Annotated in this window: 19 protein-coding genes and 1 tRNA gene; 8 read left to right on the top strand and 12 right to left on the bottom strand. The window is 35.3% G+C overall.

All coding sequences use genetic code 11. The annotated features are described in order from the left end of the window. Positions 1 to 603: 603 nt before the first annotated feature. Positions 604 to 1,092, bottom strand: coding sequence for a serine protease inhibitor ecotin (gene eco / locus NK356_RS21310; protein ID WP_034699598.1), 489 nt, complete (start codon positions 1,090 to 1,092; stop codon positions 604 to 606). Positions 1,093 to 1,248: 156 nt separating this feature from the next. Continuing rightward, the gene (locus NK356_RS21305; protein ID WP_253318002.1) at positions 1,249 to 7,164 is read right to left on the bottom strand and encodes an alpha-2-macroglobulin; all 5,916 of its coding nucleotides are present in this window, start codon (positions 7,162 to 7,164) and stop codon (positions 1,249 to 1,251) included. Between the two features lie 18 nt (positions 7,165 to 7,182). On the opposite strand from NK356_RS21305, the gene NK356_RS21300 reads away from it, so the two are divergent. The 5 genes from NK356_RS21300 (at position 7,183) to NK356_RS21280 (ending at position 10,168) form a co-directional block, all read left to right on the top strand. Next, entirely contained in the window at positions 7,183 to 7,938 is a 756-nt protein-coding gene (locus tag NK356_RS21300) for a hypothetical protein (RefSeq protein ID WP_034699593.1), read from the top strand. 3 nt (positions 7,939 to 7,941) lie between these two features. Further along, entirely contained in the window at positions 7,942 to 9,021 is a 1,080-nt protein-coding gene (locus NK356_RS21295; protein WP_253318001.1) for a DNA replication/repair protein RecF, read from the top strand. Between the two features lie 135 nt (positions 9,022 to 9,156). Then, positions 9,157 to 9,528 (top strand): four helix bundle protein, encoded by a 372-nt coding sequence (locus NK356_RS21290; RefSeq protein WP_034699577.1) that lies wholly within the window; start codon positions 9,157 to 9,159, stop codon positions 9,526 to 9,528. A 73-nt stretch (positions 9,529 to 9,601) separates the two neighbouring features. Continuing rightward, positions 9,602 to 9,895, top strand: a complete 294-nt coding sequence (locus NK356_RS21285) for a hypothetical protein (RefSeq protein ID WP_034699575.1) — start codon at positions 9,602 to 9,604, stop codon at positions 9,893 to 9,895. 108 nt (positions 9,896 to 10,003) lie between these two features. Continuing rightward, on the top strand, positions 10,004 to 10,168 hold the full coding sequence (locus tag NK356_RS21280) for a hypothetical protein (RefSeq protein ID WP_156106591.1): 165 nt from the start codon (positions 10,004 to 10,006) through the stop codon (positions 10,166 to 10,168). 51 nt (positions 10,169 to 10,219) lie between these two features. Here NK356_RS21280 and NK356_RS21275 read toward each other — a convergent pair whose 3' ends face one another. Genes NK356_RS21275 through NK356_RS21265 form a run of 3 tightly spaced genes read right to left on the bottom strand, consistent with a single transcriptional unit; the run spans position 10,220 to position 13,998 of the window. Beyond that, entirely contained in the window at positions 10,220 to 12,250 is a 2,031-nt protein-coding gene (locus tag NK356_RS21275; protein ID WP_034699573.1) for a recombinase, read from the bottom strand. A gap of 13 nt (positions 12,251 to 12,263) precedes the next feature. After that, positions 12,264 to 12,908 carry a monofunctional biosynthetic peptidoglycan transglycosylase gene (gene mtgA, locus NK356_RS21270; protein WP_034699571.1) on the bottom strand — a complete coding sequence of 215 codons (645 nt, stop codon included), beginning with the start codon at positions 12,906 to 12,908 and terminating at the stop codon, positions 12,264 to 12,266. A 43-nt stretch (positions 12,909 to 12,951) separates the two neighbouring features. Beyond that, the gene (locus tag NK356_RS21265; protein WP_253318000.1) at positions 12,952 to 13,998 is read right to left on the bottom strand and encodes an ABC transporter substrate-binding protein; all 1,047 of its coding nucleotides are present in this window, start codon (positions 13,996 to 13,998) and stop codon (positions 12,952 to 12,954) included. 59 nt (positions 13,999 to 14,057) lie between these two features. Between NK356_RS21265 and NK356_RS21260 the strand changes: the two genes are divergently transcribed. From NK356_RS21260 to NK356_RS21250, 3 genes are all read left to right on the top strand, one after another. Further along, positions 14,058 to 14,131 (top strand) — tRNA-Arg (locus tag NK356_RS21260). A gap of 394 nt (positions 14,132 to 14,525) precedes the next feature. After that, the gene (locus NK356_RS21255) at positions 14,526 to 15,542 is read left to right on the top strand and encodes an AraC family transcriptional regulator (protein WP_253317999.1); all 1,017 of its coding nucleotides are present in this window, start codon (positions 14,526 to 14,528) and stop codon (positions 15,540 to 15,542) included. 88 nt (positions 15,543 to 15,630) lie between these two features. Continuing rightward, a complete protein-coding gene (locus NK356_RS21250) occupies positions 15,631 to 16,173 on the top strand; it encodes a DUF3575 domain-containing protein (protein ID WP_253317998.1) in 543 nt (180 codons plus the stop codon). Between the two features lie 321 nt (positions 16,174 to 16,494). Here the strand turns inward: NK356_RS21250 and NK356_RS21245 are convergent, their stop codons facing one another. The 7 genes from NK356_RS21245 to NK356_RS21215 form a co-directional block, all read right to left on the bottom strand. After that, positions 16,495 to 17,139, bottom strand: coding sequence for a response regulator transcription factor (locus tag NK356_RS21245; protein ID WP_034699561.1), 645 nt, complete (start codon positions 17,137 to 17,139; stop codon positions 16,495 to 16,497). Next, complete coding sequence (locus NK356_RS21240) at positions 17,139 to 17,873, bottom strand: sensor histidine kinase KdpD (RefSeq protein WP_253317997.1); 735 nt, start codon at positions 17,871 to 17,873, stop codon at positions 17,139 to 17,141. The genes NK356_RS21245 and NK356_RS21240 overlap by 1 nt, the downstream gene beginning before the upstream one ends. A gap of 649 nt (positions 17,874 to 18,522) precedes the next feature. Beyond that, the gene (locus NK356_RS21235) at positions 18,523 to 19,956 is read right to left on the bottom strand and encodes a hypothetical protein (protein ID WP_253317996.1); all 1,434 of its coding nucleotides are present in this window, start codon (positions 19,954 to 19,956) and stop codon (positions 18,523 to 18,525) included. A gap of 10 nt (positions 19,957 to 19,966) precedes the next feature. Then, the gene (locus NK356_RS21230) at positions 19,967 to 22,771 is read right to left on the bottom strand and encodes a hypothetical protein (protein WP_253317995.1); all 2,805 of its coding nucleotides are present in this window, start codon (positions 22,769 to 22,771) and stop codon (positions 19,967 to 19,969) included. Between the two features lie 9 nt (positions 22,772 to 22,780). Continuing rightward, the gene (locus tag NK356_RS21225) at positions 22,781 to 23,581 is read right to left on the bottom strand and encodes an Fn3-like domain-containing protein (protein WP_253317994.1); all 801 of its coding nucleotides are present in this window, start codon (positions 23,579 to 23,581) and stop codon (positions 22,781 to 22,783) included. An 80-nt stretch (positions 23,582 to 23,661) separates the two neighbouring features. Beyond that, positions 23,662 to 24,207 carry a hypothetical protein gene (locus NK356_RS21220; protein ID WP_034699552.1) on the bottom strand — a complete coding sequence of 182 codons (546 nt, stop codon included), beginning with the start codon at positions 24,205 to 24,207 and terminating at the stop codon, positions 23,662 to 23,664. Between the two features lie 225 nt (positions 24,208 to 24,432). After that, positions 24,433 to 24,978, bottom strand: a complete 546-nt coding sequence (locus tag NK356_RS21215; protein WP_253317993.1) for a peptidoglycan-binding protein LysM — start codon at positions 24,976 to 24,978, stop codon at positions 24,433 to 24,435. Positions 24,979 to 25,429: the final 451 nt, after the last annotated feature.

Below are 25,429 nucleotides of genomic sequence, written 5' to 3'. Positions count from 1 at the left end.
AATGGGCTAAAGCCCATTTCTATTGAATAAAATTGGACTTATTCTCTTTATATTTTAAATTTTGGAAAGCTGGATTCCTCCGGAATGACAAACAGAGTGGATAAACTTTGAAAAAATGATCTGCTCAATCAGCAAAATCTCCGAGAGATCATATTCAATAGCGACGGACTTTAGTCCGTTTAATAAGAACAAAATTTTCAACGGCTTTAGCCAAAACTTAAAGCCATTGAGAAATGGATACATTATCATCTTCTTTTTTTATTTTGATTCTGAATTTTGGAAGCGGGATTCCTGCGGAACAAGAAACAGAGTGTAATAAATAATCTACTCTCTGTAAAATTGAGTGTAAGTTTAGGCTAAAGGAATCTAAATCATTTAATTAAATGGGCTAAAGCCCATTTCTATTGAATAAAATTGGACTTATTCTCTTTATATTTTAAATTTTGGAAAGCTGGATTCTTGCGGAATGACAAACAGAGTGGATAGGCTTGGGGAATGAATAATCTGCTCAATCAGCAAAATCTGCGAGAATAATATTCAATTATAAACGAAAACTCCCCACATTGCTGTGAGGAGTTTTCTGTATAATTATAATAAGCTGATTTATTTTTGAACTGCTTTTTTCATCGCAGCATCAGGGCGTAAAATTCTGTAACGAACTTCAATGTCTTTCGGTACATAGAATACCAATGGAAGTTTACTGTTATATCTTACAATTTCAGGTTTTAAGGTCACAAACTTTTTAGTCTGTTTTTTATCCAGACAACCCATCAGTGTTCCTGCGGTTTCCCCTTTAGATTCTACTTCATAATAGTTGTATCCCCATCCCTGAAGATCCTGAGTTTTCATTTCTCCCATTAAGAAATAATTGTTACAGTCTAACATTTTTTCAGCTCCTACAAAAAGTTCAACTTTCAAATCGTTTTCATTTTTTGCTACGGGAAGCTGAATATATACTTGCTTATATCCTTCTTTTGCTTTTGGGAACATTTCAATCTGTAGTTTTTCAAACTTCTCTGCTTTTTTTTGTGCAAAAGCATTTACTCCAGCCATTAATACTAATCCTGTGATTAAAGTTTTAGAAAATTTCATCTTTTAATAATTTTTTTAATTGCTACTATCTTAATTCCAAAAATCATTCCAAAATTAAACAATTGTTTGATTTTTCGATTTAATTCTATCTTTATTAAAAATCCGGAAATAAAAAACTGCAGTAAAAAATTTACTACAGTTTTCTATGTTGATCAGTTACTCTGAAATTGTTACATTACTTCCTTTTGTATGCGCATTCATCTGTGGTGCGTAATAATTCTGCATCGTTGTAATTCCGTTGGAGAATTTTCCTGATGCATTGGAGACCACATCGTATTCAAATACATATTTTCCTTTCGGCATATATTGAATATAGAAATTGGTAGAGGCATCTTTGGTTGACTGATAATATCCCAGATTATTTTTCCATTGATATCCGGATAATACATCTACAGGCTCAAATCCTGCTGCACGCATATCTTTAATATGAATAAACTCCATGGCTCTGTCTGTGTTCAGAATCATTCTTACGGTTACTTTATCTCCTACTTTCAACGGAGTTTCAGAAGAGATTTTCTGAAGTTCCTCCCCGTTTACAGTTTTCACTTTTTTATAAAGCTCTTTCGTTACAGAAATATAGTTTTCTGAAGATTTGATTTTATCAAGATCTTCATAATATTGCCAGAACAATCCTCCCTGAACAATTCCAGGACCAGGTTTCGTTACAGTTACAGTGGCTAAGTTTTTATCTATAGCTTCTGGTTTCACTGTCGACTTCACGTAGCCTGTAGCTTGTGTCTGAGGAGTTAATTCTTTTCCACCCCAAACAATCGTTGCTTTATCACTTTCTGCTCCCGTCCATGATTTTCCTGAATTCAAAATCGTAAAGATCACCTCAGCTGTTCCTCTTGAGCTTCCCCATGAGTTAACTTCCTTCTGAGTTACCAGCCAGATTTTCATGTCTTCAATAAAGTTTTGGTCGTTAGATTGTAACGTATTGAAAGCTTCCAATGCTCCGGCATGATTGACTACTTTTGAGCCAAACCATCCCCAATCATTCAGATTTTGTTTCCAATAGACACCCTGAGTTTTGGTATCTGTAGAAGTTTCCTTAAGATAAGTCATCAACTTAGCAGACACATCTTTCAGACCATAATCGTTCATTAATAATGCAGCACGATGAAGTCCGAAGAATGTAAAGTCGGTGATTTTAGCTGTCTTTGCCTTTTGTTTCACCAATGTTTTCAAGGTAGCTCCTTTTCCTTTCAATGGATATTGTTTTTCCCAGTAGTTTCTGGTATCAAGATAATCCATTGTCCAGTTATTCCAGACATTTCCTTTTTTCGCATCAAAATATTTATTCACCTCATTATCTACATACTGGATCAATTTAGCAACAAGTATTTTTTGATCTGCATCTTGATAATCTTTCACATTATCTTTTAACCAGGAATTGATTTTTCCTAAGTTTTTAAGGATATACAATGACGTTCCGTAAGAACTTGGGTAACCAGGATACCATGAGAATCCACCATCAGGATTCTGTAGTTTTTTGAAATCATCCCAATCCTGATTGATAGAATTTTTCATTGTATTAACGTCAAATAGCAATGCTAATTTCTGCATTTGCTCGCCTTCATTTTTACTTTCCAATACCCACGGAGTTTCTTCCAATAACAACTGCTTCAACTCCTGATTTTTCTCAAGATTTGAGTTCAATAATCCTTTGTTCTGATATTCTTCAAAAACTGTTTTCATTTTCGGGTTGGCTTTGAAAATTTCTGAGGCCAGCACGTCTGCAAACCATTTATTAAAGATAACATCCGCAGAATTGTTCTGATCGTTTTTCAGACTTGGAAGTGCAAACATGATCTCCCAGATCGGATTGGTTGTCAGTTCTAACGTATTGGAAACATTAGAAGCTGTTGTAGATGTATTATTTTTAAGATTATCCAGTACAAATGTTTTGGTTTCTCCTTCTTTGACAAAAACCGGAACAGCATCTGTTACCAGCATTCTGTTAGGCAATACCGCTACAGCCTGTTGCTCTCCATCGGAATAAGCTCCAGCTTTCGCAACCACTTTGAAGATAATTGAGGAAACATTGTCCGGAACTTTCAACTTCCATGTTAATGCATTGCTTCCGTTTTCATTTAAGCTGAAGTTTTGTATCCCTGAAGTGATTCCGAATTTCGAAGAAATATTTTCATTGGTGAAGGCATCTAAAATCTGTAATTCCGCAGAACCACTCAGTTTTTTATCTGTAAGGTTTGACAGTTTCGACTGCAGATTCAGTTCATCACCTTCTCTCAGGAATCTCGGATAGTTTGGCGTTACTGAGAATTCTTTCTGTGTTACCACTTCTTTTTCCAAGGTAGCCGCTCTTGCATCCTGAGTGTGGGCAAGGAACATCAGTTTCCATTTTGTCAGTGCTTCCGGAGAAGTGAATTCGAAGCTTACATTTCCTTCTGCATCTGTTTTCAGGTCGGGATAGAAGAATGCCGTTTCATTCAGGTTTTGACGTACAGCTACTTTATCCAAGGCTTCTTCATTTGCAGCTCCTTTTCCTGCATCCATGTTCGGGGCTTTTAGAGGTCCAGGAACAGTATTCTGTATCACCTCAATTCTATCTTCTGCAACGGCAGCTCTTGCGGTTTTAAATTTTGCACCTGCAATTGGTGATGGAGGAGATGCATAAGCCGGAGCTTTCACTCCTTCCTGATTGCTAAATCCTACTATAGTTTCCCTTGAAATTGAATAATAATTCCCATCAAACCAATTAAACTGAGGAACAGTTATATATCTGTCTTCGAAATATCTTAGTCTCTTCTGATAGTTTTGCTGCTGAAGATAATTTCTGATTCCATAAGAAGTAACAATTACAAATGGCGTATATAGTTTTCTCCAGCTGTACGTGTTTTTAGCAAACTGATCCAAAGACATATCATACATATTCGCTAATACCTCTGCATTGATCTTTTCCTTGTCATTTCCGGTTACTTTTACCGTCCATTTTTCTTTAGCATTAGGTTCAAGTTTATCTCTGAAGGTTACCGTTTCAATTTTTAAAGGTTTTTCTGTATCCTTTATTTTTAAGGAAACAGATTCTGTATTCACATCATTAAATGCCACCAGCTGAAACTGAAGATTCAGATCTGAGACACTTTTATCTTTAGGAATTTCAGCCGTATATTCTAATATTCCATTTTTCAACTGATGAACTTCTGAAATGGTTTTTCCAGATCCGTCCTGCACAAAAACATTGATTAAAGCATCAGGAACAGCGGAGTAAATATACACTTTTGCTTTTTCTCCTCTTGATAATTCTTCTTTCGGAGCAATAACCGTAAGGAATGTTTTCTGAGTTGGTTTTAAAGCTGTTTTATCCCAAACACTGAAATACTGTGAAGTTTTGATGGTATCTTTTCCTTCTATATTGAAAAGTTCAAGTTCATAATCTCCTGTTTCCAGTTTTCCTAAGTCTAAGTTAGTTGAAAGCTGAGCATTATCAGCGGATGGTTGCTGTTGTCTTTCAACCAATACTTTTTCTGTTTTCCAGTTTTTGATCTCGTCATTTTTATCAAAAAGATCGTGTGGGAACTTGCTTATGAATTCTTCTTTTGAATATTTAGGCAGATTCTGAACATCAGACTTGAAGTTTTCTCTGAAAATCCTATCCGGAGCGGTTAGTTTTGATAGCTTAACCTGATATGACTTTTTAAGATTCTGATCATTATAATTCTTGGTTTCTACCTTCAGTTTCACATTTTCATCTGTAAAAATATTGCTGATGTTTTCTGCCTGAATGTAATGAGAAACCGACGCTACTTTTAATTGAGTATCAGCAGTCTGCGTTTCTCCATTGATATCTGTAACAGAAGCATTGATGGCATAATTATCAATTTGTATCCCTTCCAGCTTTTCATCTTTTTTAAGTTCCAGATGAATGGTAAACTCTCCTTTTTCATTGGTTTTTGCTTCGCCTAAAATTGAATTTTCATTATCATCATTCTGTGGATACCAGCTGAAATATCTCCATCTGATATTTTGTTTTTTGATTTCATAATTCACTGTAGTATTGCTCAGCGGAACTCCCGAGAACATCACAGCTTTTCCTTTCAAATCAATAGTCTGGCCATACTTATACTCTTCTTTTACCGGATCAAAGGTTACTTCAAATTTCGGTCTTTTGTATTCTTCTACCCTGAAATTTTTATATCCAGCACTTTCCCCTTCTATTCTCAGGTAAAAATTACCATTCAGTTTTCCTTTTGGAAGAATGAAACTCCCATGATAAGAACCGAATTCATTGGTAGTAAAATCCTGTGAAGAAACCTCTTCGCTATTGGTGTTCAATAACGTGATTTTTTGTTTTAATCCTGAAAGAACAGTTTCAACTTCCTTATTGATTCTGGTGTTGATCACCTTGAAATAAACAGTCTGTCCGGGACGGTAAATTCCTCTATCGATAAAAATCTGTGCTGTTGAACGGGTTTGTTTATTAGGATTATAATCTTCAGCATAACCTCTGTTTCCGTACACCTGCATGATCTGGAAATCATTTGTTTTAGGCTGTTGGATCAGGAATGTTCTGTAATATTCTTTGCTATCTGTAGCAGGAAGCTTAAATACTCCGCTGGCATTGGTTGTTCCCTCAATTTTAGTTAATGTTTTATTGGAAACAAATTCATAAAATCGAAGACCTTCATTGGCTAAAGGTTTACCATTCTCGCTATTTACGAGTTTCAACTCATCGGAAAGAGGACTTCTATCCGTTTTATTCTGATAAATGATTCTGTTTCCTGAAACCAGAAAATATAAATTCTGTCTGGAGTCTGTATCTTTCATATCCGCTCCAGCAACTGTAAATTCAGCAACATACACTCCCGAAGGAAGCGGTTTTACCTCCAAAGAAGTTTTGTGACTCTGATAATCTTTAGGATCCGGAAGCTGAAATGTTTCCTTCCTTACCAGATTCTTTTTTAGTTTGTTAAAAGTATCGGAATAAGAATCCTGAACATATCGAATTAACGAAGTAAAATCGTCTTTCACTTCATAAATATTCAGAGTAAATTCTGATACGTTCTGATACTGTGCTACAAAGTGAATCGGCAGATTATTCTGCGTCTGTGCTTCATATTTTAAAGTCAGATACGGATTGACAATCTGTGCTTCTTTGCTTTTAATATTCTCCAGAAAAAGAGATTTTGGGTATTCACTTTTAGCTTGTGCCGCTAATGCAAGAGCTTCTTTAGGCTTCTTCTGATTAGTAAGTTCATCCATCACATCTCCCATAATCATCACTTTATAATCTCCTTCTATATTCGATTTCAAAAGATTCTGAAGCTGTTGAAGTTTATCCTTACAATGATTGAAGTTACAGTTTTCCGTAAGCTTTTCTTTCATGAAATACAGTTTGGGATTCCCTGTATTCTGTTCGATCAGTTCATCATAAATTGCATTGATTGTTGTATGATTTTCGGTCAATTCATTTTTGGTGAAAATATTGTTTTCAGATAAAAACGCTATTTTCTTCACTGCATACCAATCCGATAATTTCGGGAAATAAACAAGGTCACCTGCTTCTGAAAAGATATCTTTATACTTTTCCAGAGAGATCTTTTTCATTTCAGGTTTTTCTTTATCAAGTTCCTGGAAGTTTTTCGTCAGATAATTTTTGAAATCAAGTTTACTCCAGGTTTCAATCTGTGAAACATCCTGTGAATTGATATTGGTTCTTCCGTTTATTTTCCATGAGTTCTGGTTGTAATAATCCATGAAAAAGCCATTCATTAAAACTTTGTACACCAGCTTTCCGTCTCCGTTTATTTTACCTTCTGCATCTTTAATTTTTTTGAAAAACTGAGAAGCAGCATCATTCTGATCATCGTCAACGGTTTGGTTTACAATACTGAATTCCGCTTTCAGAGAGCGGATCAGCTCGAAGGCATTATTTTCTTTCATGGCTTGTTTTTGTATGTCTAAAATAATGGGAAGATTAGATTTATAAGCTCCTTTCACACTGTTATCAGCCACTTTTTTCCATTGGGTATCGTAATATTTCTGTGCGGATACCGTTGAAAAGCTTAGCATTACAAGCAAAAGCAGAAAAATCTTGGAAAATCTTTTCATATATATTAATTTTGATAAATGAACATCTTAAAAATACTGAAAAAAACCGTCATAGACAGCCAGATTTATGTCTCTCTTATGGGAACTCTTTTTGCAGTATTTTTCATGAAAGAGCAAAACACATTCCGTTTCCCTACTTTTGCACTTATTTTCATCACTTATTTCAGTGGTTATCTGTATACTAAATATCAATATACCAGGTATTTTTTTAAAATATTGATCATCAACGCCATTGCAGGAATCATCTGTGCTTTTTTAATCATTCATAATCATAATGAAATAAGACTTCTGAAATGGTTTATCATTGTCGTGCTGGGATTGCTATACAACAGTTTTTTTCTCGATGTTTATATCCGAAAAATTCCTTTACTGAAAGTCTTCTACGTAGGATTAGTGTGGGCATTGGTCAACTGCTGGCTTACCCTTCCTGAATTCAGCATACCTATTTTTCTGATCAGCTTTTTCTTTATCACTGCACTTGTACTTCCCTTTGATATCCGGGATATGAACAGTGATACTGTAAAGACTTTTCCTATGCTGATAGGGGTAGAAAACACTAAATATATTGCCTACGCACTTGTTTTCATCAGTAATATCATTGGAATCTTCTATCTTGAATTATCTTACGCCATATCTTTTTTTATGGCCAGCATTGTAACTTATATTCTCATCTACTTCTCTGATAATAAAAGAGATGACGCTTATTTCTCATTCGGGGTGGAAACTTGTTCGGCACTTCCTTTTTTATTTTTAGTAATAATGGAGTATTTTTGACGAATGATTATCAAGAAGCTTTCCCTCTACAATTTCAAAAACCATTCCGAGAAAAAATTTGAATTTTCCCCGCAGATCAACTGTTTCGTGGGAAATAATGGCGTGGGAAAGACCAATATTCTGGATGCTTTGCATTATTTATCAGTAGGAAAAAGCTTTCTGGGAAATACGGACCTTAACAATATTAAACAAGAGGAAGACTTTTTTACCATTGATGCTGAAATTCAGAATGAAGATAGTGAAGATATCATCAGAATCACTCAGCCTAAAGAAGCTAAAAAGGTGATCAAGAAGAATGATAAAAGCTACGACAGGCTTGCAGATCATATTGGATACCTGCCAAGTGTTATGATTTCACCTTACGATTCTAATCTTATTTCGGATTCCGGAGAAAGCAGACGTAAATTTTTGGATGCGATGATCTCTCAAACGGATTCCGAATATCTTTTTGACCTCATCCAATATCAGAAAACCATTCAACAGCGAAATGCGTTACTGAAATATTTTGTCAAGAACAGAACCTGGGACAAAGATTCTCTGGAAATTTATGATGAGCCTATCACCAGATTTGGAACGAAAATCTTTAAGAAAAGAAAAGAGTTTGTAGAGCAACTCAATCCGATTGTTCAGAATTTCTACCAAATTATTTCCGGTGGAAAAGAAACCGTATCAGTGATTTACGAATCTCATTTGCTGGAAGATTCTTTTGAAAATCTTTTAAAAGAAAACCTTGAGAGAGACCGAATGCTTACTTACACGTCAAAAGGAATTCATAAAGATGATCTTCTTTTTGAAATGGATGGTGTATTAATCAAGAAAATCGGATCGCAGGGACAACAGAAATCTTTCCTGATTTCTTTAAAACTGGCTCAGATGAGTCTTGTAAAAGAACTCACCAAAAAGACGCCTATCCTATTGCTTGATGATATTTTTGATAAGCTTGATGATACCAGAGTTTCCCAATTGATTGAACTTGTCAACAAAGAAAGTTTTGGACAGATTTTCATTACCGATACCCATAGGGAAAGAACTGAAAGTGTAGTGAAAAAGATTAATGAGGAAAGTATAATTTTTGAAGTTTAGTAAGAGGTTCGGGATGCGAGGTACGAGGTAAAATGCGGGTAACTAAGTGTAGGTCTAGATAAAAAGTAAAAAACTAATATTCTTTATCATCGAACTGTTTTTTGTCTTACCTTAAGATCCTAAAACACAAATGATATGAGTTATAGAAATCTGGACATTTATAAAAAAGCTTTTGATTTATTTCTAAAAACCCACAAAGCGTCTCATCTTCTTCCTAAATACGAACTGTTCGAACTGGGTAGTCAATTAAGAAGATCTTCAGACTCAGTCATTACAAATATTGTTGAAGGCTATGGAAGATCAACTTATAAAAATGATTACATTCGCTTCCTGATTTACAGCCATGCAAGTAACGATGAAACAATTAACCATCTGGAAAAAATTATCATATTATACCCTAATTTTTCCTCAGAATTTGAGACATTAAGAAATGAATACAACACATTAGGAGGAAAGATCAACATCTATAAAAAATGGGTCATAGAAAATTGGAATAAAAAGGAATAACAATAATTAATAATCACAAACCAAATAAAAACCCGAAACCGAAATCACGCATCCCGAACCCCGAACCCCAATTATGAAGAAGAAAAAACGTGAATATCAATCCTCTGAACTGGTAAAATCTTTTGCCAGAATTTATGGTTTTGAACATAAACTAGTTGCTTTTGACATTAAAGATTTCCTTGAAGAATATCTTGATGAAAGTCTTTTCAATGAAATCAGAAGTGTCAATATAGAAAACGAATGTATCATAATCAAAATTGATTCTCCTCTACTGAAGCATGATTTTAAAATGCGGAAAAGCTTTTACCTCAAGAAGTTTCAGGATAAATTTGGAATAGAGAAATTCAACGATCTTCAAATTTTATAAGAATATAAACATTAAATGCAAGTAAAATAATTCACCAACATTGAAATTATATTGAATTCATCAGATTTAATATGTATCTTTAGTACTCATTAATAACTCATTTTTACTATGAAAAAGATACTTAAATCAAAGAAATTATCAAGAGAAACGTTAAAGGCAACTCAAGGTGCGGGACAAATGGTTTGTTGCGCTGTAAGCTGTGGAGATCTTAGTCAATGTATTTTTTGGGAGCAGCTTCCTGCAGAATGCCCAGAGCTTCCATACTGTCTTTAATAGCTATAACAATAGAAAAATGCTACCCTCGGGTAGCATTTTTTATTTTTATTAATGTTCTTCTGATTTATTGGAAATAGTACTGCTCATCAAATCGTCAGCTTTTTTGTCCAGACCAGAGCTAAGTGGCAGGAAGAATTTCAGCGGATGTTTTGTAAAGTATCTGAAAATTTCTTTATAGATCTCACTTACCTGTCCGAAATTCATTTTTCTTGACCTGAATGCCAGGAACATCGATAAACTGAAGCTTACCAGGAAGTTGAAGAAACCAATCAGAAATACCGTTACAAAAGACATCCAGAATGTATAGGAATCTACAGAGAAATCTTTTCCATATAACCCTAAAGCAAAGTTTCCGGCTGCAAAGGTAATGTGTCTGATATCCAGATCCAGTCCGAAAAACATTCCGACCGGAGCTGTGGCCCCAAGGAAAACCCCAAACCAGAAATTGGAAATGATTCCAGGCCAGTTTTTAGCATAATATTTCGAAAGTCCTTTTGCGAATTTCTTTCCGAAAAAGTTTCTGATTGATAAATTTTTGGCAATTCTCTCCGGTATCTGATAAAACACAGAATTGTTCCCGATATTCCCTGAAATAATCCCTGAAATAAAAAGGTAGAATCCGGCAATACTTGCATGCAGAATAGCTTTTGATTTGAAAGGATCAAGGTCTTTTAATAATTTATCTGAACGTTCTACGGCTAGATTTTGTGAGAAAAACACATCTAATCCGTAAATAATGGCAAGAGCTACCGGAAAGGCAAGCAATACATTCCCTACAAAGGCAATGAACTGGCTTCTGAATAATTTAGATACCAAATGGGCAAATTCCGTATTATTTCTTTGGGCATTTCCTTCTTCTGATAATACTTTTGTCATCGTGGCGGCAGTCATAGCCGGCTGTTTTGTAGCCAGTGTAAAACCCATCAGATAAATCATCACAAACCCCATCGCATAATTCATTGAATACAGAAAGGCGTGTGAAAAATCACTTCCCGGGATGTATCCATAGAGCATTTTCAGAACACAAAGGGCTCCTACGATAATACCACCACCACTCGCTTTGTAGAACATGGTCATATATTCCTTACGGGTAGAAGTAATATAATGAGTTCCGGTTTCTGCAGTGTGGTTGGTAATAAGGTGTGAGATCAACCTCGTACTGTCGTTGATGAGATCTGAAATATTATTTTTATGAGATTTATAGCTCAGAATATTAAAAATCAACTGCTTAGATTTTATCTGAATATCTTCATCACTATCAATAACCAATAGCTGAACGATTTCATATATTCTTTCAGTCTGCTGACGGATTTTTAACAGGGATTGATTAATCTTCCCAGAAATACCATATTTGGCTGAATTTTTAAAAGCAATATTCACAAACTCCTGGCATTGTTCTGCGTAGATTTTGATCTGCTTATATCGGCTGTCTTTTGAATGCAGTTGTAATTCAGGATCTTTAACCAGATCATCAGCCAATGTTTCCAGCTCATTCTGAAGAGCCAAAAACGGATTGTCTAAATTTCTGTATTGAGGGGCCATTCTTACCACTTCCACTTCCATCGCCATTCCTGTTACCCTCCAGGACAGGATGTTCATAGAGAAAATAAGTTCTTTTTTAACGTTAGGACGGATAATAAAATCCGAAGCTCCCAACATATTAAAAAATTCATTGATCTCATTTTCAGGAAGGTTATGCAGATATTTTAAATCTTTCTTCGGCCTCATACTGACGTTATCGATCATGTACCATACCGTATTTTCGTTTTCAACGGGTGGCAGAACCTTGTTCAGTATTCTTTTTTTAAGTTCCGGAAAGAAGGCATTTTCTGAAAGAATATTTGCTTCTGTCAGTGAAAGATTGAAAGGTCTTCCCCTAAAAATATTGTGGATATAATATTTAAAGTTCTCAGCAAAATTAGGATTGCTTCTGAAAAAATTGAGCACATCTGTAAAGTCAGCCTCTTTTATCGTCTCTAAAAACTCTGCAAATGGTTCTAAAGAAAGAGTTTCGTTCTTAAAAGAAAAGTATTTTTTAAGAACTGACTCAAAATTTGTGCTGGAATTAAAGAATTTCATTAGTACAAAGATACTATTTCAAACTCACATTCCTCATCTGTCTCATGATCCAATTATGTTTCTTCCTTAAATATGGGGATGGATTCTTAGGATCATACTTCTTTGGATTGGGCAATACAGCGGCAATCCAGGCTGCATCTGAGGTACTTAAATCTTTGGATGATTTTCCAAAATAATATTGAGCAGCAGCCTCTACACCAAATACACCCTGTCCCATTTCTATGGAATTCAGGTATCTTTCCAGGATAATATCTTTAGTCCATACTTTTTCGATGATGAAAGTATACACCGCTTCCAGCCCTTTTCTCACCCAGCTTCTGCCCTGCCAAAGAAACACATTCTTCGCTGTTTGCTGGGAAATAGTACTTCCTCCTCTTATTTTTTTGCCTTTCTCATTATATTTCATGGCTTTTTCGATTGCTGTATAATCGAAGCCGTCATGATCAAAGAACTTCTGATCTTCAGAAGCAATTACAGCTTTTTTCACATTACTTCCCATTTCGTCATAGGAAATGTAATCTCTATGCAGTTTTCCATATTCAAAAAGTCCTCCTATCTGAGTAAGAGTAATTGGCGGATTAAAAAATCGGCCCCAGATGATAAAAACTACATTCAAAACAAGAATGATGAAGATAAGCTGTTTAATTTTTTTCCACATAACTTGATAAAAAGGAAAGGCAAAAATAAGCAAATAGTATGAGTTACTGCAATTCTTTCATGTAAGTAAGCTGATAATTGGGTAAAAGTTCAGGATGAAAGATCTTTATATAATCTTTAAGGATCAAATCTGCTCTTACCACACCGCTTTCAAAGAAATCATTCGCTTTCAGTTTTTCTTTTCCTGCAATGGTATAGATCTTTCCTTTATTGAATACATCCAGCTTTCCATAGAAAGGATTCATGCCTAGCATTTCTTTTTTCGAAGTGTGACTTCCTGCATTTACCCAGTACTGAACGCCTCCTGCTTTCGCATATACTTCCTCAAAGCTCATTGTCAATGCTTTTTCATCTTTATTATCCTTCATGATATAATTGGCATTGGCATCCGAAATATAATGAGCCACGGAAGTATTTCCCCCTGGAAGATACCAAACGTCTCCATACATTTCATTAGCAAGTACCACAGGTTTTTCTTTTGCTTTCGAGGCAAGTTGTTTCAGATCACTGTAGTTTTTCCCCACTTCCTGATATTTAGCTTCAGCTTCTTTTTCTTTTCCTAAAAACTCTCCGAAAAGTTTAATATAAGCTGTTTTTTCCAAAGGCTTCTGTTCCATATATTCATCCAGAAATATCACCTGAATACCATTGTTTTTCAAAAGTTCATAAGTATTGTCGAAGCTGGCAATATGATTGGTAAAAATAGCATCCGGTTTCATAGAAATGATCTTTTCCACATCATATTTCTGTTCACTTCCTACATTCTGGATCTTTCCTTCTTTAATCAGATTTTGAATTTTATCTGAAAAAATATACTCCGGACTGGAAACTCCTGTGATTACATTTTCTGCTCCCAGCTCTGAAATATACCCTGCCATACTAGCATTCAACAGGATGATTTTCTTGAAAGGAGTTTGATTTTGTTTAAAATTATAAGTAAAATTCCCCGATTTCAACTCCAGGTTTCCGTTCTGTTCCTTGTATTGGGTGCGATTTGAGATATTTGTCCAATCTGAGGACGAAATTTTTGATTCTCTTTTACAGGCAATTAGCGAAAATACCGTAAATAAAAGTAAAATTTTCTGTTTCATTCTTCAAAGAACGGAAAAAAGTGGTATATTTGCAACCGTTAAACAACAAGATAACACAAGGCCTCGTGGCGCAACTGAATAGCGCATCTGATTACGGCTCAGAAGGTTACAGGTTTGAATCCTGTCGAGGTCACTGAAGGAGACAACTATTTGATAGTTGTCTCTCTTTTTTTACCCATAAAAATCTTTATATCAAACTTTTACGACCTGATACTTGTCTTTTTTTAATTCCCAAGAATTGTTCTCTACATTTAATTTTTATAAAATTAATAAATCATTTCAGTTGAGCTCATTCTCAACCCCTTAAAAAGTTGTCAGCATTCAAAAAAATTCTTTTTTATCAATTCGCATCAAAGAAGTATATTTAAAACAAATTTTATATTAAAAAATTGATCTATACAACACTTTTAAATATTGCTATTTTTCAGGGAATAGTCTTAGGTATAGTTATCTTAAAATCTTCCCTATTCAATAGCCAATCAAATAAATATTTAGCCTATTTACTATTTGCACTTTCCTTTGTTTTATTGAATTACGTTTTTGAAATTGAAGGGGCATTTAAATCCTATCCTTTGCTATGTTTTCTGGATTATATTGAATGGATATTTTTACTACCCGTTTTCATCTTCCTTTTCATCATCAACCGAATTGATGATACTGTAAAGAACAGACAAAGAGCTTATTTGTATTACATTCCGTTTATCTATTCCTCTACTTTTACCATTATCTACCATCTTAATGATATTTTAGGAATTTATAAAATCACAGATTCTGGTATTTTCATTATCAATATACTTAGATTGATTCAGCTTTTATTTGCCTTTATCATTATCCTGTTTCCTCCTTTTTATTCTTATTTTATGATAAGGCATTTAAAAGATCCACAAGAAAAAAAATGGGTAATTACCTTATTAACGACTCTCTATTTATTATTATCTACCTGGCTAATTACATATATGGCTGGCTTCTTTTTTGGAATAGACATTTCCTCTACCATGAGTGCCCTGGCTTTATCGGCAACATTTATCACGCACTGGACAGCCTATATAGGCATTTACAAATACAAGCTTGCCAAAAACAAAGATGCCATCTACAATTTTCTAAACAACGATTTGGTTATTATACATCCCAATCTGCAAATTGCAGAAAACAGTATAACGCCAGAAAATAGCATTGCAGAAGAATACAGAGAATCTATAACGGCTGACAATCTTTATTTTCAAAAACTTGAGCTGCTTTGCAAAGAGCAGCAGATTTTTACCGATAGTACATTAAACAGAGAAAAAGTTGCTGAAAAACTAGGCATAAGTGCTGGATATGTTTCCCAAATTGTAAACACGATAACTGGAGACAACTTTGCCCACTATATCAATCAATATCGGGTGGAAGCTGTCAAGGAAATGATATCAGATCCGGAATATGAAAACTATACTTTGTTGACGATGGGATTGGAATCCGGGTTTACTTCAAAAACAACTTTTTATAAAGCCTTTAAAAAAGTGACCGGTCAAACACCCAATGAATATAAAAATACCATCAAATAAGTACCATTTTCTCCATTTTTAAGCTTTTGAAACCCTTTCTAATTTGAATTACCTGAGTTTTGCACTTAAATAATTCAAATTAATTTTTATGAAAAAAACATTTTTATTACTCATCTTTTTATTTGCTTGTCATTCTGTTGAAGCTCAAAACAACGAAACTAATGGAGATCCATATCAGAAAAAAAATGAAATTAAACTGAATCTAATTTCTCCTTTAATGGGTGCTTTTGAAGTAGGTTATGAAAGGCTTCTCAACAAAAATTCATCACTGGGAATCTCTGCATTTAAAGTATATGACCATTCAGCAAATGATGATATGAATTATTATATTTCTCCCTATTACAGATATTATTTTGGAAAGAAATATGCTTCCGGTTTTTTTGTCGAAGGATTTGGAATGTTTACTTCCATTGATGGAAAAAAAATCTACGCAGCAGACAACATAACATTCACTGAGGGTAAAGATGTATATGATCTGGCATTAGGTGCTGGATTTGGATGGAAACTGGTTACCAGGAAAGGATTTGTTTTCGAAGCCAACGCAGCTTATGGAAAACTTGTTTTCAATGCAGATAAAACAGACCACGATCAGGTTATAAAGCTTGGACTGGGTATAGGCTACCGATTTTAAAATCAAATGCACCTAAAAAAGTGTTTGAAGATATACTCGAAGGTCACAAATAGCCCAAAAGCGCCACTTTGATACAAGTGGCACTTTTTTATTCTTGATTCCAATAGACAGATATTTAGGGAGTAGAAATTACAGGTTTTCTTACTGCAAGATATTCCGGTGTTTTTATAGGACGAAGAAGGTCTATCTCAAAACACTCATCAACGACTCCGATAAACTCCAATTTCAGATACCAATTGCTGCATGATCATGTTTATCTGACCGTAACTCTGTACAAAGGAGCAGAGCTTGAATCATAACCAATTTTTTGTGATAAAAAATTTACTGATTATACAACCTGAGAATCTCTACCAATTCGGGTATGGATCGTATTTTCAGCTTCTCAAACAACCTGATTTTGTATGTACTGATCGTTGATGAATGGAGATTCAGCTGATTAGAAATTTCTTTGAGGGGAAGACCTTCAGCAAGCTTATTGGCAATTTGCAATTCGCGGTCTGATAGAGCTTCAAAGGGAGAATTTTTTACAGAGCCGTTTAATGATTCTAAAAGAATCGCTTCTTTTATATTCTCACTTACATATCGCCCTTTATTAAGCATCGCCGTTAAAGCAGTTTCAATTACTTCAGTGGAGCTTAGCTTGCTTAGATAGCCACCAGCACCCATTTTCAGATAACGCATTCCATACAATTCTTCATCCTGAGAAGAAAATATCAGAGTTTTTAATGCAGGTTGATGAATTTTTATGTAATCTATTGCTTCCTGAACACTACCATTAGGCATATTAACGTCCATAATGGCCAGATCAAATTCTTCTTTCAGAATTAAATTGTACAGTGATTTATAATCCTCTACTTCTGAAATGATGGCATCGGGTCTGAATCGTTTAATTGTCTGTATCAAACCCATTCGGACGATACCATGATCGTCTGCTACAACAATGCGAATGTTTACTTTTAAACCCATTATTCTATAATTTTACGTAAAAAAAGAGAAACCGTGGTGCCTTTATTTTCAGCGGAAATGATTTGGATGTTTCCATTAAGCAAGGATATAAAATTTTTTACAATTTTCAAACTTAATCCCACTCCTTTCTCGCCTGCAGTTCCCAGAAATATAGGATTACCATAAGTGTAGATCCCAGGTAAATACTTTTCATTTATTCCTGTTCCGGAATCAATTATAGAAAGTACAATCTGATCACCTTCTGTAATTTCCTGTAAATAAATATCTTGACCCGGCAATGAGTATTTTACCGCATTGTCGAAAATTTTGTCGAAAACATATTCGAGCAACATGCGATCGCTTGTGAGAAATGCATTTTGATCTCCTTTAAAATAAAAGTTAATGTTTTTTTCTTTTAACCGAGCAGCGTATTTTTCTTCCAAATAGTGGAACAGATCCATCACCATGATTTTAACGGGTTTAATCTTAAATTCCCCGTATTGTGTTTTTAGCCAGGCAACGCTGTCCTGAATAGTTTGCAGATTCTTCTGGGCATCCCGTTTTACCTGCGTCAACAATTTAAAAAAATCTTCCTCACTTAGAGTATTTTGCTCAAGCTCTTCTGTAAGCCACACAAAGGTCCCAAACAGTTCTTTTGAGTCATGAGACAAAATCGAGATCAATCCGTTCTTGAAATTGATTTCGTTTTCCAGTCTTTCAATTTTTAATTGGAGTTCGTTGATAAAATCATTCATAAATTAAGTATCACGGTTTTAGAAGCTGTTTGAATTATTTTTTTTGAAAGAAGGCAGAAAGAGTTATATTGCTTCAATGCAAATAAAAACACCATAGTTCAGGCCTTCCTTCCAGAAGGTAGCAAGTTAAAAAAAATATCATATTAGTAAAAAGAAAAATCAAATGGGATTTACCTGAAATAATACAGGTCCTGTTTTATTTCACAAAAACGGCTGTGTCAGATTCCAGGAGAATTTTGACTCTGGCAGACTGTTTACCGGAATTATAGAAAATAGAGAAAAGGTGAAATATAGAACAGTATCAACAGATTACTGATTGCAAACAGCAGAATGATGCAAGATAAAAAATGGCAGCCTGAAGTGGCAATCATTGATAACCCGGCTACCAAAATACATCTACAGTTATTGAAAATATAGGGGTTTGATGAAGGGAAAATCATCAAAGTAAGAAAACGTATCTATGGCGATACTTCAGAAAATCTTTTGGAAAGTTTTGTATTTTCCACCTATTGCATGATGAAACCACAGTCATAAAATGCTGTAACAAAATACAATCAGAAAACGAATTACTGTAACGTATACAGCTTATTTATGCCGATGGAAGAATTTTCCATCAGCAAATAAGAGTATTCATTTTCAAAAAGTATTATTAAATTGCCGTAAAGCTATAATAAACATTGATAGAGTAAGTGGTATTTTCCTTTCCTACCAAACTTTGGGCACCTGCAGGTGATATGGTGTATTTTACGTTCAATCCACGGTCCAAAACCGGTGCTCCGTTAAAAAGTATTTTTTGAGGAGTTTTGGATAAGGGAACATTTACAGAGCTCCCATCTATGCCAATTTGTAAAATATTTGAATTGATGTTGGTCTGTAAACCACCTTTCTTAAAATAATTTTCGTCCGATTTTACATAGAGCTCAAAATTTTCATTATTGGACAACATGATTTGGTTGGGAATCATTTGTGACTGACCGTCGGTGTAATGGGCAGCAGTATTAAAATTGAAGTTTACATTGCGTCCGGAACTGGGGATGGTGATCTCCGACAGAGGAAGCACCTTTAACTGAACAGACGTATTTTGCAAACTGTTAATGGAGTTATCTGTGCTACTGGCATTGAAGTTCAAATCAAATGTATAAGTTCCGGCTTCAAAAAAGAAGTTTTTAAAATCTTCCGCAGACACATAAAGTTGCGGAATGAAGTTATTTCTGTTTCCTGCTACAACACTGAAATTAGCAGGAGAAAAATTCTGAAAATCGGAAGATAAGGCTTTGGTTGTGAGTGAAGATCCGTTACTACCCAATTTAATGCTTGCTATATTTCTGTTTCCCGGAACCCCTTTAGAGGACGTGAACTGAATGTTTGTGGCAGCAGCTTTCGCCCAGAAATTAAAATCAACTGTATTGGCTATTTCCGTACTCCCCAAATCCCACACCTTTGTGCTTGTACTGCGGTAGTCATTCAATGAAGAGATTTCTATGTATTTTGTTAAAGAGTTTGCGACCCATTTTATAGCTGAAGGAATGACTAAAATTGTTTTAAAATTACGTGGTGTGAAGTCATTATAATTCTGAGTTATATCCATGGAGTAATTCCCGGCCCGGAAAGCATTGGCACTGAATTGTGAGGCAGGAATTTTAAATGTAAAATTGATATTTCCCCGGTTGAATCCTCCCCCCAGACCGATGGATGGCGGTTCAAACCATCTTATAGCGCTTGTGCTGAACGACTGAAAACCTGGCAAATAACCTGAAAATCCGGTAGAAGGCATCTGTCCGCCCATACTTTCCAACTGCCACAGAAGCGCGGAACCTGGTAAAGTAAGTGAGGAAGAAGAATGAGTAAAATTTGGCCCGGAAACAGAGGTAAATGTAGGAGCGGTGGGGAGTAATCCCAAAAAGGCATAGTCCCAGTTTGTTCTGTTGGCGTTCGTCATTACCCTTGTAGGTACTGAGGTAAATTCGCTCCTGTTAAAAATATTATTTTCAGGAACCGACAGGTAAACATCCTGAGCTTTCGTGGCTGTATACCCGCACAACACGGTAAAAATTCCTATTAGAAAAGACCTCATCTTTTTCATACTTTTAAATTTAAAACTTTTTCACCTTAATGGTGGTGTCTTTCTTTTTATATTCAAAAACCACTGTTTTTGAGTACCCTTCTTTTGTTACCTGAATAGTTTGGGTGGGTTGTGTATAGCTATATTTGTCATTTTCAATATAAAGGGTGTATTTTCCATCTTTCAGGAAAAACTCAAACTCATTTTTTTGGTTAACCACGGCAGTATAGATCATACCCTCTTCACTTTTTGCATATACCACTATTCCGGTTACATCCGTTTCCAAAACATCGTAGGCTTGTCTGATCTCTGTTAATTTCCCACTTACCCTGATGTTTTTTACCAAGCCTACTTTACGGTTAATATTGGCATGCACCATAATGACAGGATCCATCATCAATCGGGTACCTGCACTTTCGTTCATTTTCAGTGTGTAAGTACCTTCAGGCACATTCTGAAAAACGACTTTTCCATTCTTATCTGTTATCGCTACATAATTGTCCAGTTTTACAACTTCATTAGCAAGTACCGATTCACCGGATTCCAGAAGTCCATTAAAATTTTTATCTTCAAAGAACTGGAAAGCCACTTTATAATTTCCGAGAGCTGTTGCTGTGGTAAAATATTTTTTAATCCCCACTCTGAACTGATAATAACTTCCACTGGTTGCATAATCAGCCGTAGATTTATAACCGGAAAGATTAAAATACCCTGTGGTGGACCAGGAAGGCGAAATCTTATATTCCAGATTACCGGTGATATTGCTGTTTAAATTTTTATAAAGTTCCGAATAGAAGGTCCCTGCTGAAAAAGATCCAGTCAGATTATGATTAAACATCTGGAAATTATAGGAAGCATAAACATTATAGTTGGCGAAATTACGGTTTACATTATAATAAGAATTTAAATCAAAGACACTGATTGCATTCCATTGGGCTGTTCCGTTGAGAGAGAATGATTTATATCTGTAAGATAAAGTCGTTTTCAAACTATTGAACCATTCCGGATTATCATTCTCTTTTGAATAAGAATATTCCGCCGTCAGGTTCAATCCGTGAGCACCTAATGTAGTACTGATATTGGCTTCCAACCGGTAAGAAAAAAGCTCCTGCGATGTGTAAAAATTAGCTGTTTTTTGTTTTTCAACCTTTGGATAAAGCAGGAAATTCAACTTCTTTAAAGAAAACTGATACCCTAGTCCCAAAGCTTCTGTACTGTTGAAATAATAACGCAAATTAGAGGTATTCCCAGGTTGGATAGGTTCACTTTGGAAACTCAGGAACTCTGGTTCTACCTGCGAATTCTGATATTGGATAAAAGCGCGCTGAGCAGCAGAAAATTGGCGGCCGATCCTCTGATTTGAGAAGAAAGATCCCCGTTTGATCCCTGCATAACTTTTGGTGGCAAAGGAATTGAAAGATTGTATATCCCATTTCCCTATTTTTCCATCGTAATTAGCTCCCATTGAAGCTCCTGTGTTTTCGTCTTTATTCGAAAGACCTTTTTCGTTGCTCAGCCCCAACTCCGTGCGGATGATGTGTTTTTCATTAATTAACAATGATGTTACTGCGTTCGCTACCTGTGTATCTACGTTAAAGCGCGGATCATGGTCGAATATATAGGATACTTTTCCATTGAAAGATTTAGCATTTCCAAAAGCATATTTTGCACCCGCCATAGTAGATCCTTCTGTTTGCTGGAAATAAGTACCGTACAGATTATAATTACTTTCCAGCGCAAGAACTTCAATCTGATTATTGTCACCAAATTTGGTAGAAACTTTCCCACCTCTTCCGAAAACCGGGTAGTCGTAATCGCTGCTATTAACATTTCCCAGGCGTAAAACCGTATTTTTTCTCTCCAGTTCCAGCCAGGTATCATACACGTTATAAAGGCCATCTTCAAAATAGTAATCTGCACCGATATTGAAGCGTGATTTTAAATTCTCAGTCACCCGGAATGCTGTGTTTCCCCTCAATTGAAGAAAATTGAAACCTGAACTGTTTTCATTATAACTCATCTCCGCAAAGTTACTTCCGCTCACCCCTTCGTTTCCACGGGCAATTTGTCTGTTGTGCGATAAAATAACCAGGTAAAGTGTGTTGCTTCCCACAATTTTATTATCAAGCAGATCTGTGACGATTGCATTAATATTAAATTCCGGATAAAGTGTATTCTGTTTTCTGACTGCAATTTTGATCTCAACGGTTTGTTTTTCTAAACCTTCCAGAGATAAGGTTTGCTGTTTGGGCAAAATTTCCAGACCATCAGGAATTGACTGCAAATCAATCTTAACGGTGCGTTTACTATAACCCTGGTTTTCTACAGTCAGCAGAATTGAGGATTGGGGCAAAGCAGGGTTAATGAAATTTTCGTAGGTCGCCGTATAAATCGCGATGTTTTTGTTCTCGCCTTTAGCGACGAAGAACGAAGCGCTTTCAGTTCTGGTGACCGTTGGAGTGGCGTACGAAACCTGGAATTGAATCTTATTGGATCTCAGTTTCATAAAATCCACGTTGGCGATCAGTTTCACAGGAAGATTTTTAGACTGACCAGCGCCTAAAGTAAAGTCATTTTTAGGATAGAAAAGTAATCCCGGATATTGTTCCTGAGGGATGATATTCTGAATCGTAACCTCTTCAGAACTTTTATTCTCAATAACCAGGAAATTAGTAAAAGTAGAACCCTTCTCAACAGTTACACTGTCATTTTCAAAATGGATTTGTATATCCTTTTTTTCCTGTGCAAAGGCCCACGAAAAGTTCAGAAGAACAAATACAAAAAATAAGATTGTTCTTCTTAGTACTGATACTGATATTCCATTCTGTGGTTTCAAAGCTTAATTTTAAAATTTAAAGTTTTTTTCTCCTACACGTAAATCATTGGATTCTGCCATCTTGACGATAACCACACCAAGGAAGTTCCCTGAAATGTTTTCAGGTAAAGAAAACTGAACAACCTGATTGGTATCCGGAAACATGGAGATAGAAATTGCTGGTAATTTTATTTCCTTACCACTGTCTGTATTGGTAAGTTCAAACTCAACGGTAGCATCATTGATGGTATTTCCATCATTATGAATGCTTACTGCGACTTTTCTATTCGCAGCATTCTCACTGCTCACTTCTGAAATATTGGTGATATCCAAACTTTTCACATGGTTTCCCGGTGGAGTGTAAAAGATGTGAAGTCCCACCTCAAATAAAGTGATAATACCAATACCATTCTGAATACGCGCCTTATCTGCCTGCTGAGGAAGTTGTGTAAAAAACAGCATGCTGTTTGTAACGGCAGACTGTGATGCATTTGCCGGAATCTGCATGGTTACTACAATCTCCTTTGTACTTTTCGCAGGAACTGTTACAGTGTTTTCTAAGGTAGATACCCAAGAGGCATTGGAAGTTTTTGAACTGCCTGCTTCAAGATAAACCTTATTTCCGTCTTCTTCTCTAGCCCAATCTTTATAGTTGAGATTAAAAACATAATCTTTATCCGAGCTGTTTTGAAGCGTGACGGTCTTTGTTACTTTTTCTCCCGGATTACCTGTAAAAAACAAGCGTGTAGGCGACATAGAGATACTTTGTGCCAGAAGTGAAGAAGACCCTGTAAGGATAAAGAAAATGAAAAGGTGAATAAACTTGTGCATGGTGTAAATAGTTTAATAATAAAGATTCTCAAAACTACTGAAAACGTAGCAAAATAAGCCTTTACAAACTAAAAATTTTATTATAAAGCAGTCGCAGTATAAGTTACTGTTTGCGTATAAGTTCCGGCTGGTTTACCTAAAATATCAGATGATGATGATTTTGCTGCTGGGATGATGTAGTCCAAATTCAGTGTTAAGGCACTTCCAAGTGGGGCATTTGCAACCAAAGTTTTTTCTCCTGCAGATAAAACCACATCGTTTTTTGTTCCGCCCATCGTTCCGGCAGCTGTTGCTGCTTTGATTGTCAAAACATCTACAGGAATTGAATTTAAACCATTGACGAAATTTGGACCTCCTGCTTTTACTTTAACATTAAAATTCTTCGTGGAAGTAACTTTCAAAGAGTTGGCTTTAGTAATCGTTTGATCAGAGTTATAGTCTGCTGCTGTAACATAGTTAAAGGCAACTGTCCCACCAATTGCAGTACTTCCTGCGTCGATAGAGATTACATCGTTCAGGGTAATATTTACAGCTGTGGTAGCTGTAGTATTTTGAGCTTGAACCTTATTGCTTCCTAATATGATCGCTCCAAAAGTTAAGGCTGTGATTACGATTTGTTTTTTCATGATGATAATATTTTATTGTTATTTTTTACTTAATTGTTATCTTTTGTATACTGCAAATTTATAGTGATGCTAAAAGTTTCTTTGTAATGGAAAACGGAAGTTCGTGTAGTAAAATCACTACAGGATTATTCATTGGGTTTAAATAGAAAAACCCTCAATACTTTTCAGGTATTGAGGGCATGTATATTGATGTGCTTTTTTATTATAAAATTGATGTGTTTTTTATTATAAAGCAGTTGCTGTATAAGTTACTGTTTGCGTATAAGTTCCCGCTGGTTTACCTAAAATATCAGAAGATGAAGATTTTGCTGCTGGAATTGTGTAATCCAGATTCAATGTTAATGCACTTCCAAGAGGAGCATTGGTAACTAAATTCTGATCTGTTGCAGATAAAACTACAGTATTTTTTGTTCCACCCATTGTTCCGGCAGCTGTTGCAGCTTTAATTGTCAAAACATTGACAGGGATTAAGTTCGTTCCATTCATGAAATTAGCACCTCCTGCTTTTACTTTAAGATTAAAGTTTTTTGTGGAAGTAACTTTCAAAGAGTTGGCTTTAGTAATGGTCTGATCAGAGTTGTAGTCTGCTGCAGTAACATAATTAAAATCAACCGTATTACCAATGGCAGTACTTCCTGCATCGATGGAGATTACATCGTTCAGAGTAATGTTTACCGTGGTGGTTGCTGTAGTATTTTGAGCTTGAACATTGTTAGTTCCAAATATGATCGCTCCAAAAGTTAAGGCTGTGATTACGATTTGTTTTTTCATGATGATAATATTTTATTGTTATTTTTTACTTAATTGTTATCTTTTGTATACTGCAAATTTATAGTAGTGCTAAAAGTTTCCTTGTAGTGGAAAAAGGAAGTTCACGTAGTAAAATCACTACACGGTTTATGAGTTTGACTTAAATAGAAAAGAGACTGTCCAAAAACGACAGTCTTTTTTATGCAACCCATTACTGTCCGATAAAAAGTATAAATACATTGAAAATATTAATATTTACGCTATGAATTAACAGGTCGCTCCTCCGGAGCTCTAATTTTAAAACAAATACGTTCTATTAACAGTCAGCTCCCATCGGAGCTAAATTTGATCCCATCGGGATCTACTGTTAGTAGAAAAATGAAATCCATAAATAAAGCTCCGGAGGAGCGACCTGTTAATTCTATTTAAATTTTATCGAACAAGAATGGTTTTTATATAAAGTATCAGATCT

The sequence above is a fragment of the Chryseobacterium sp. S0630 genome (genome assembly GCF_024158915.1).
In the GTDB taxonomy this organism is placed as follows: domain Bacteria; phylum Bacteroidota; class Bacteroidia; order Flavobacteriales; family Weeksellaceae; genus Chryseobacterium.
This window is presented reverse-complemented; position numbering and strand designations above follow the sequence as displayed.

Coding starts and splice junctions, on each gene's coding strand:
- NK356_RS21295 (WP_253318001.1), top strand. CDS start 7,942: ATGATTATCAAGAAGCTTTCCCTCTACAATTTCAAAAACCATTCCGAG.
- NK356_RS21235 (WP_253317996.1), bottom strand. CDS start 19,956: ATGAAAAAGATGAGGTCTTTTCTAATAGGAATTTTTACCGTGTTGTGC.
- NK356_RS21250 (WP_253317998.1), top strand. CDS start 15,631: ATGAAAAAAACATTTTTATTACTCATCTTTTTATTTGCTTGTCATTCT.
- NK356_RS21225 (WP_253317994.1), bottom strand. CDS start 23,581: ATGCACAAGTTTATTCACCTTTTCATTTTCTTTATCCTTACAGGGTCT.
- eco (WP_034699598.1), bottom strand. CDS start 1,092: ATGAAATTTTCTAAAACTTTAATCACAGGATTAGTATTAATGGCTGGA.
- NK356_RS21280 (WP_156106591.1), top strand. CDS start 10,004: ATGAAAAAGATACTTAAATCAAAGAAATTATCAAGAGAAACGTTAAAG.
- NK356_RS21215 (WP_253317993.1), bottom strand. CDS start 24,978: ATGAAAAAACAAATCGTAATCACAGCCTTAACTTTTGGAGCGATCATA.
- NK356_RS21305 (WP_253318002.1), bottom strand. CDS start 7,164: ATGAAAAGATTTTCCAAGATTTTTCTGCTTTTGCTTGTAATGCTAAGC.
- NK356_RS21220 (WP_034699552.1), bottom strand. CDS start 24,207: ATGAAAAAACAAATCGTAATCACAGCCTTAACTTTTGGAGCGATCATA.
- NK356_RS21285 (WP_034699575.1), top strand. CDS start 9,602: ATGAAGAAGAAAAAACGTGAATATCAATCCTCTGAACTGGTAAAATCT.
- NK356_RS21265 (WP_253318000.1), bottom strand. CDS start 13,998: ATGAAACAGAAAATTTTACTTTTATTTACGGTATTTTCGCTAATTGCC.
- NK356_RS21275 (WP_034699573.1), bottom strand. CDS start 12,250: ATGAAATTCTTTAATTCCAGCACAAATTTTGAGTCAGTTCTTAAAAAA.
- NK356_RS21300 (WP_034699593.1), top strand. CDS start 7,183: ATGAACATCTTAAAAATACTGAAAAAAACCGTCATAGACAGCCAGATT.
- NK356_RS21245 (WP_034699561.1), bottom strand. CDS start 17,139: ATGGGTTTAAAAGTAAACATTCGCATTGTTGTAGCAGACGATCATGGT.
- mtgA (WP_034699571.1), bottom strand. CDS start 12,908: ATGTGGAAAAAAATTAAACAGCTTATCTTCATCATTCTTGTTTTGAAT.
- NK356_RS21290 (WP_034699577.1), top strand. CDS start 9,157: ATGAGTTATAGAAATCTGGACATTTATAAAAAAGCTTTTGATTTATTT.
- NK356_RS21240 (WP_253317997.1), bottom strand. CDS start 17,873: ATGAATGATTTTATCAACGAACTCCAATTAAAAATTGAAAGACTGGAA.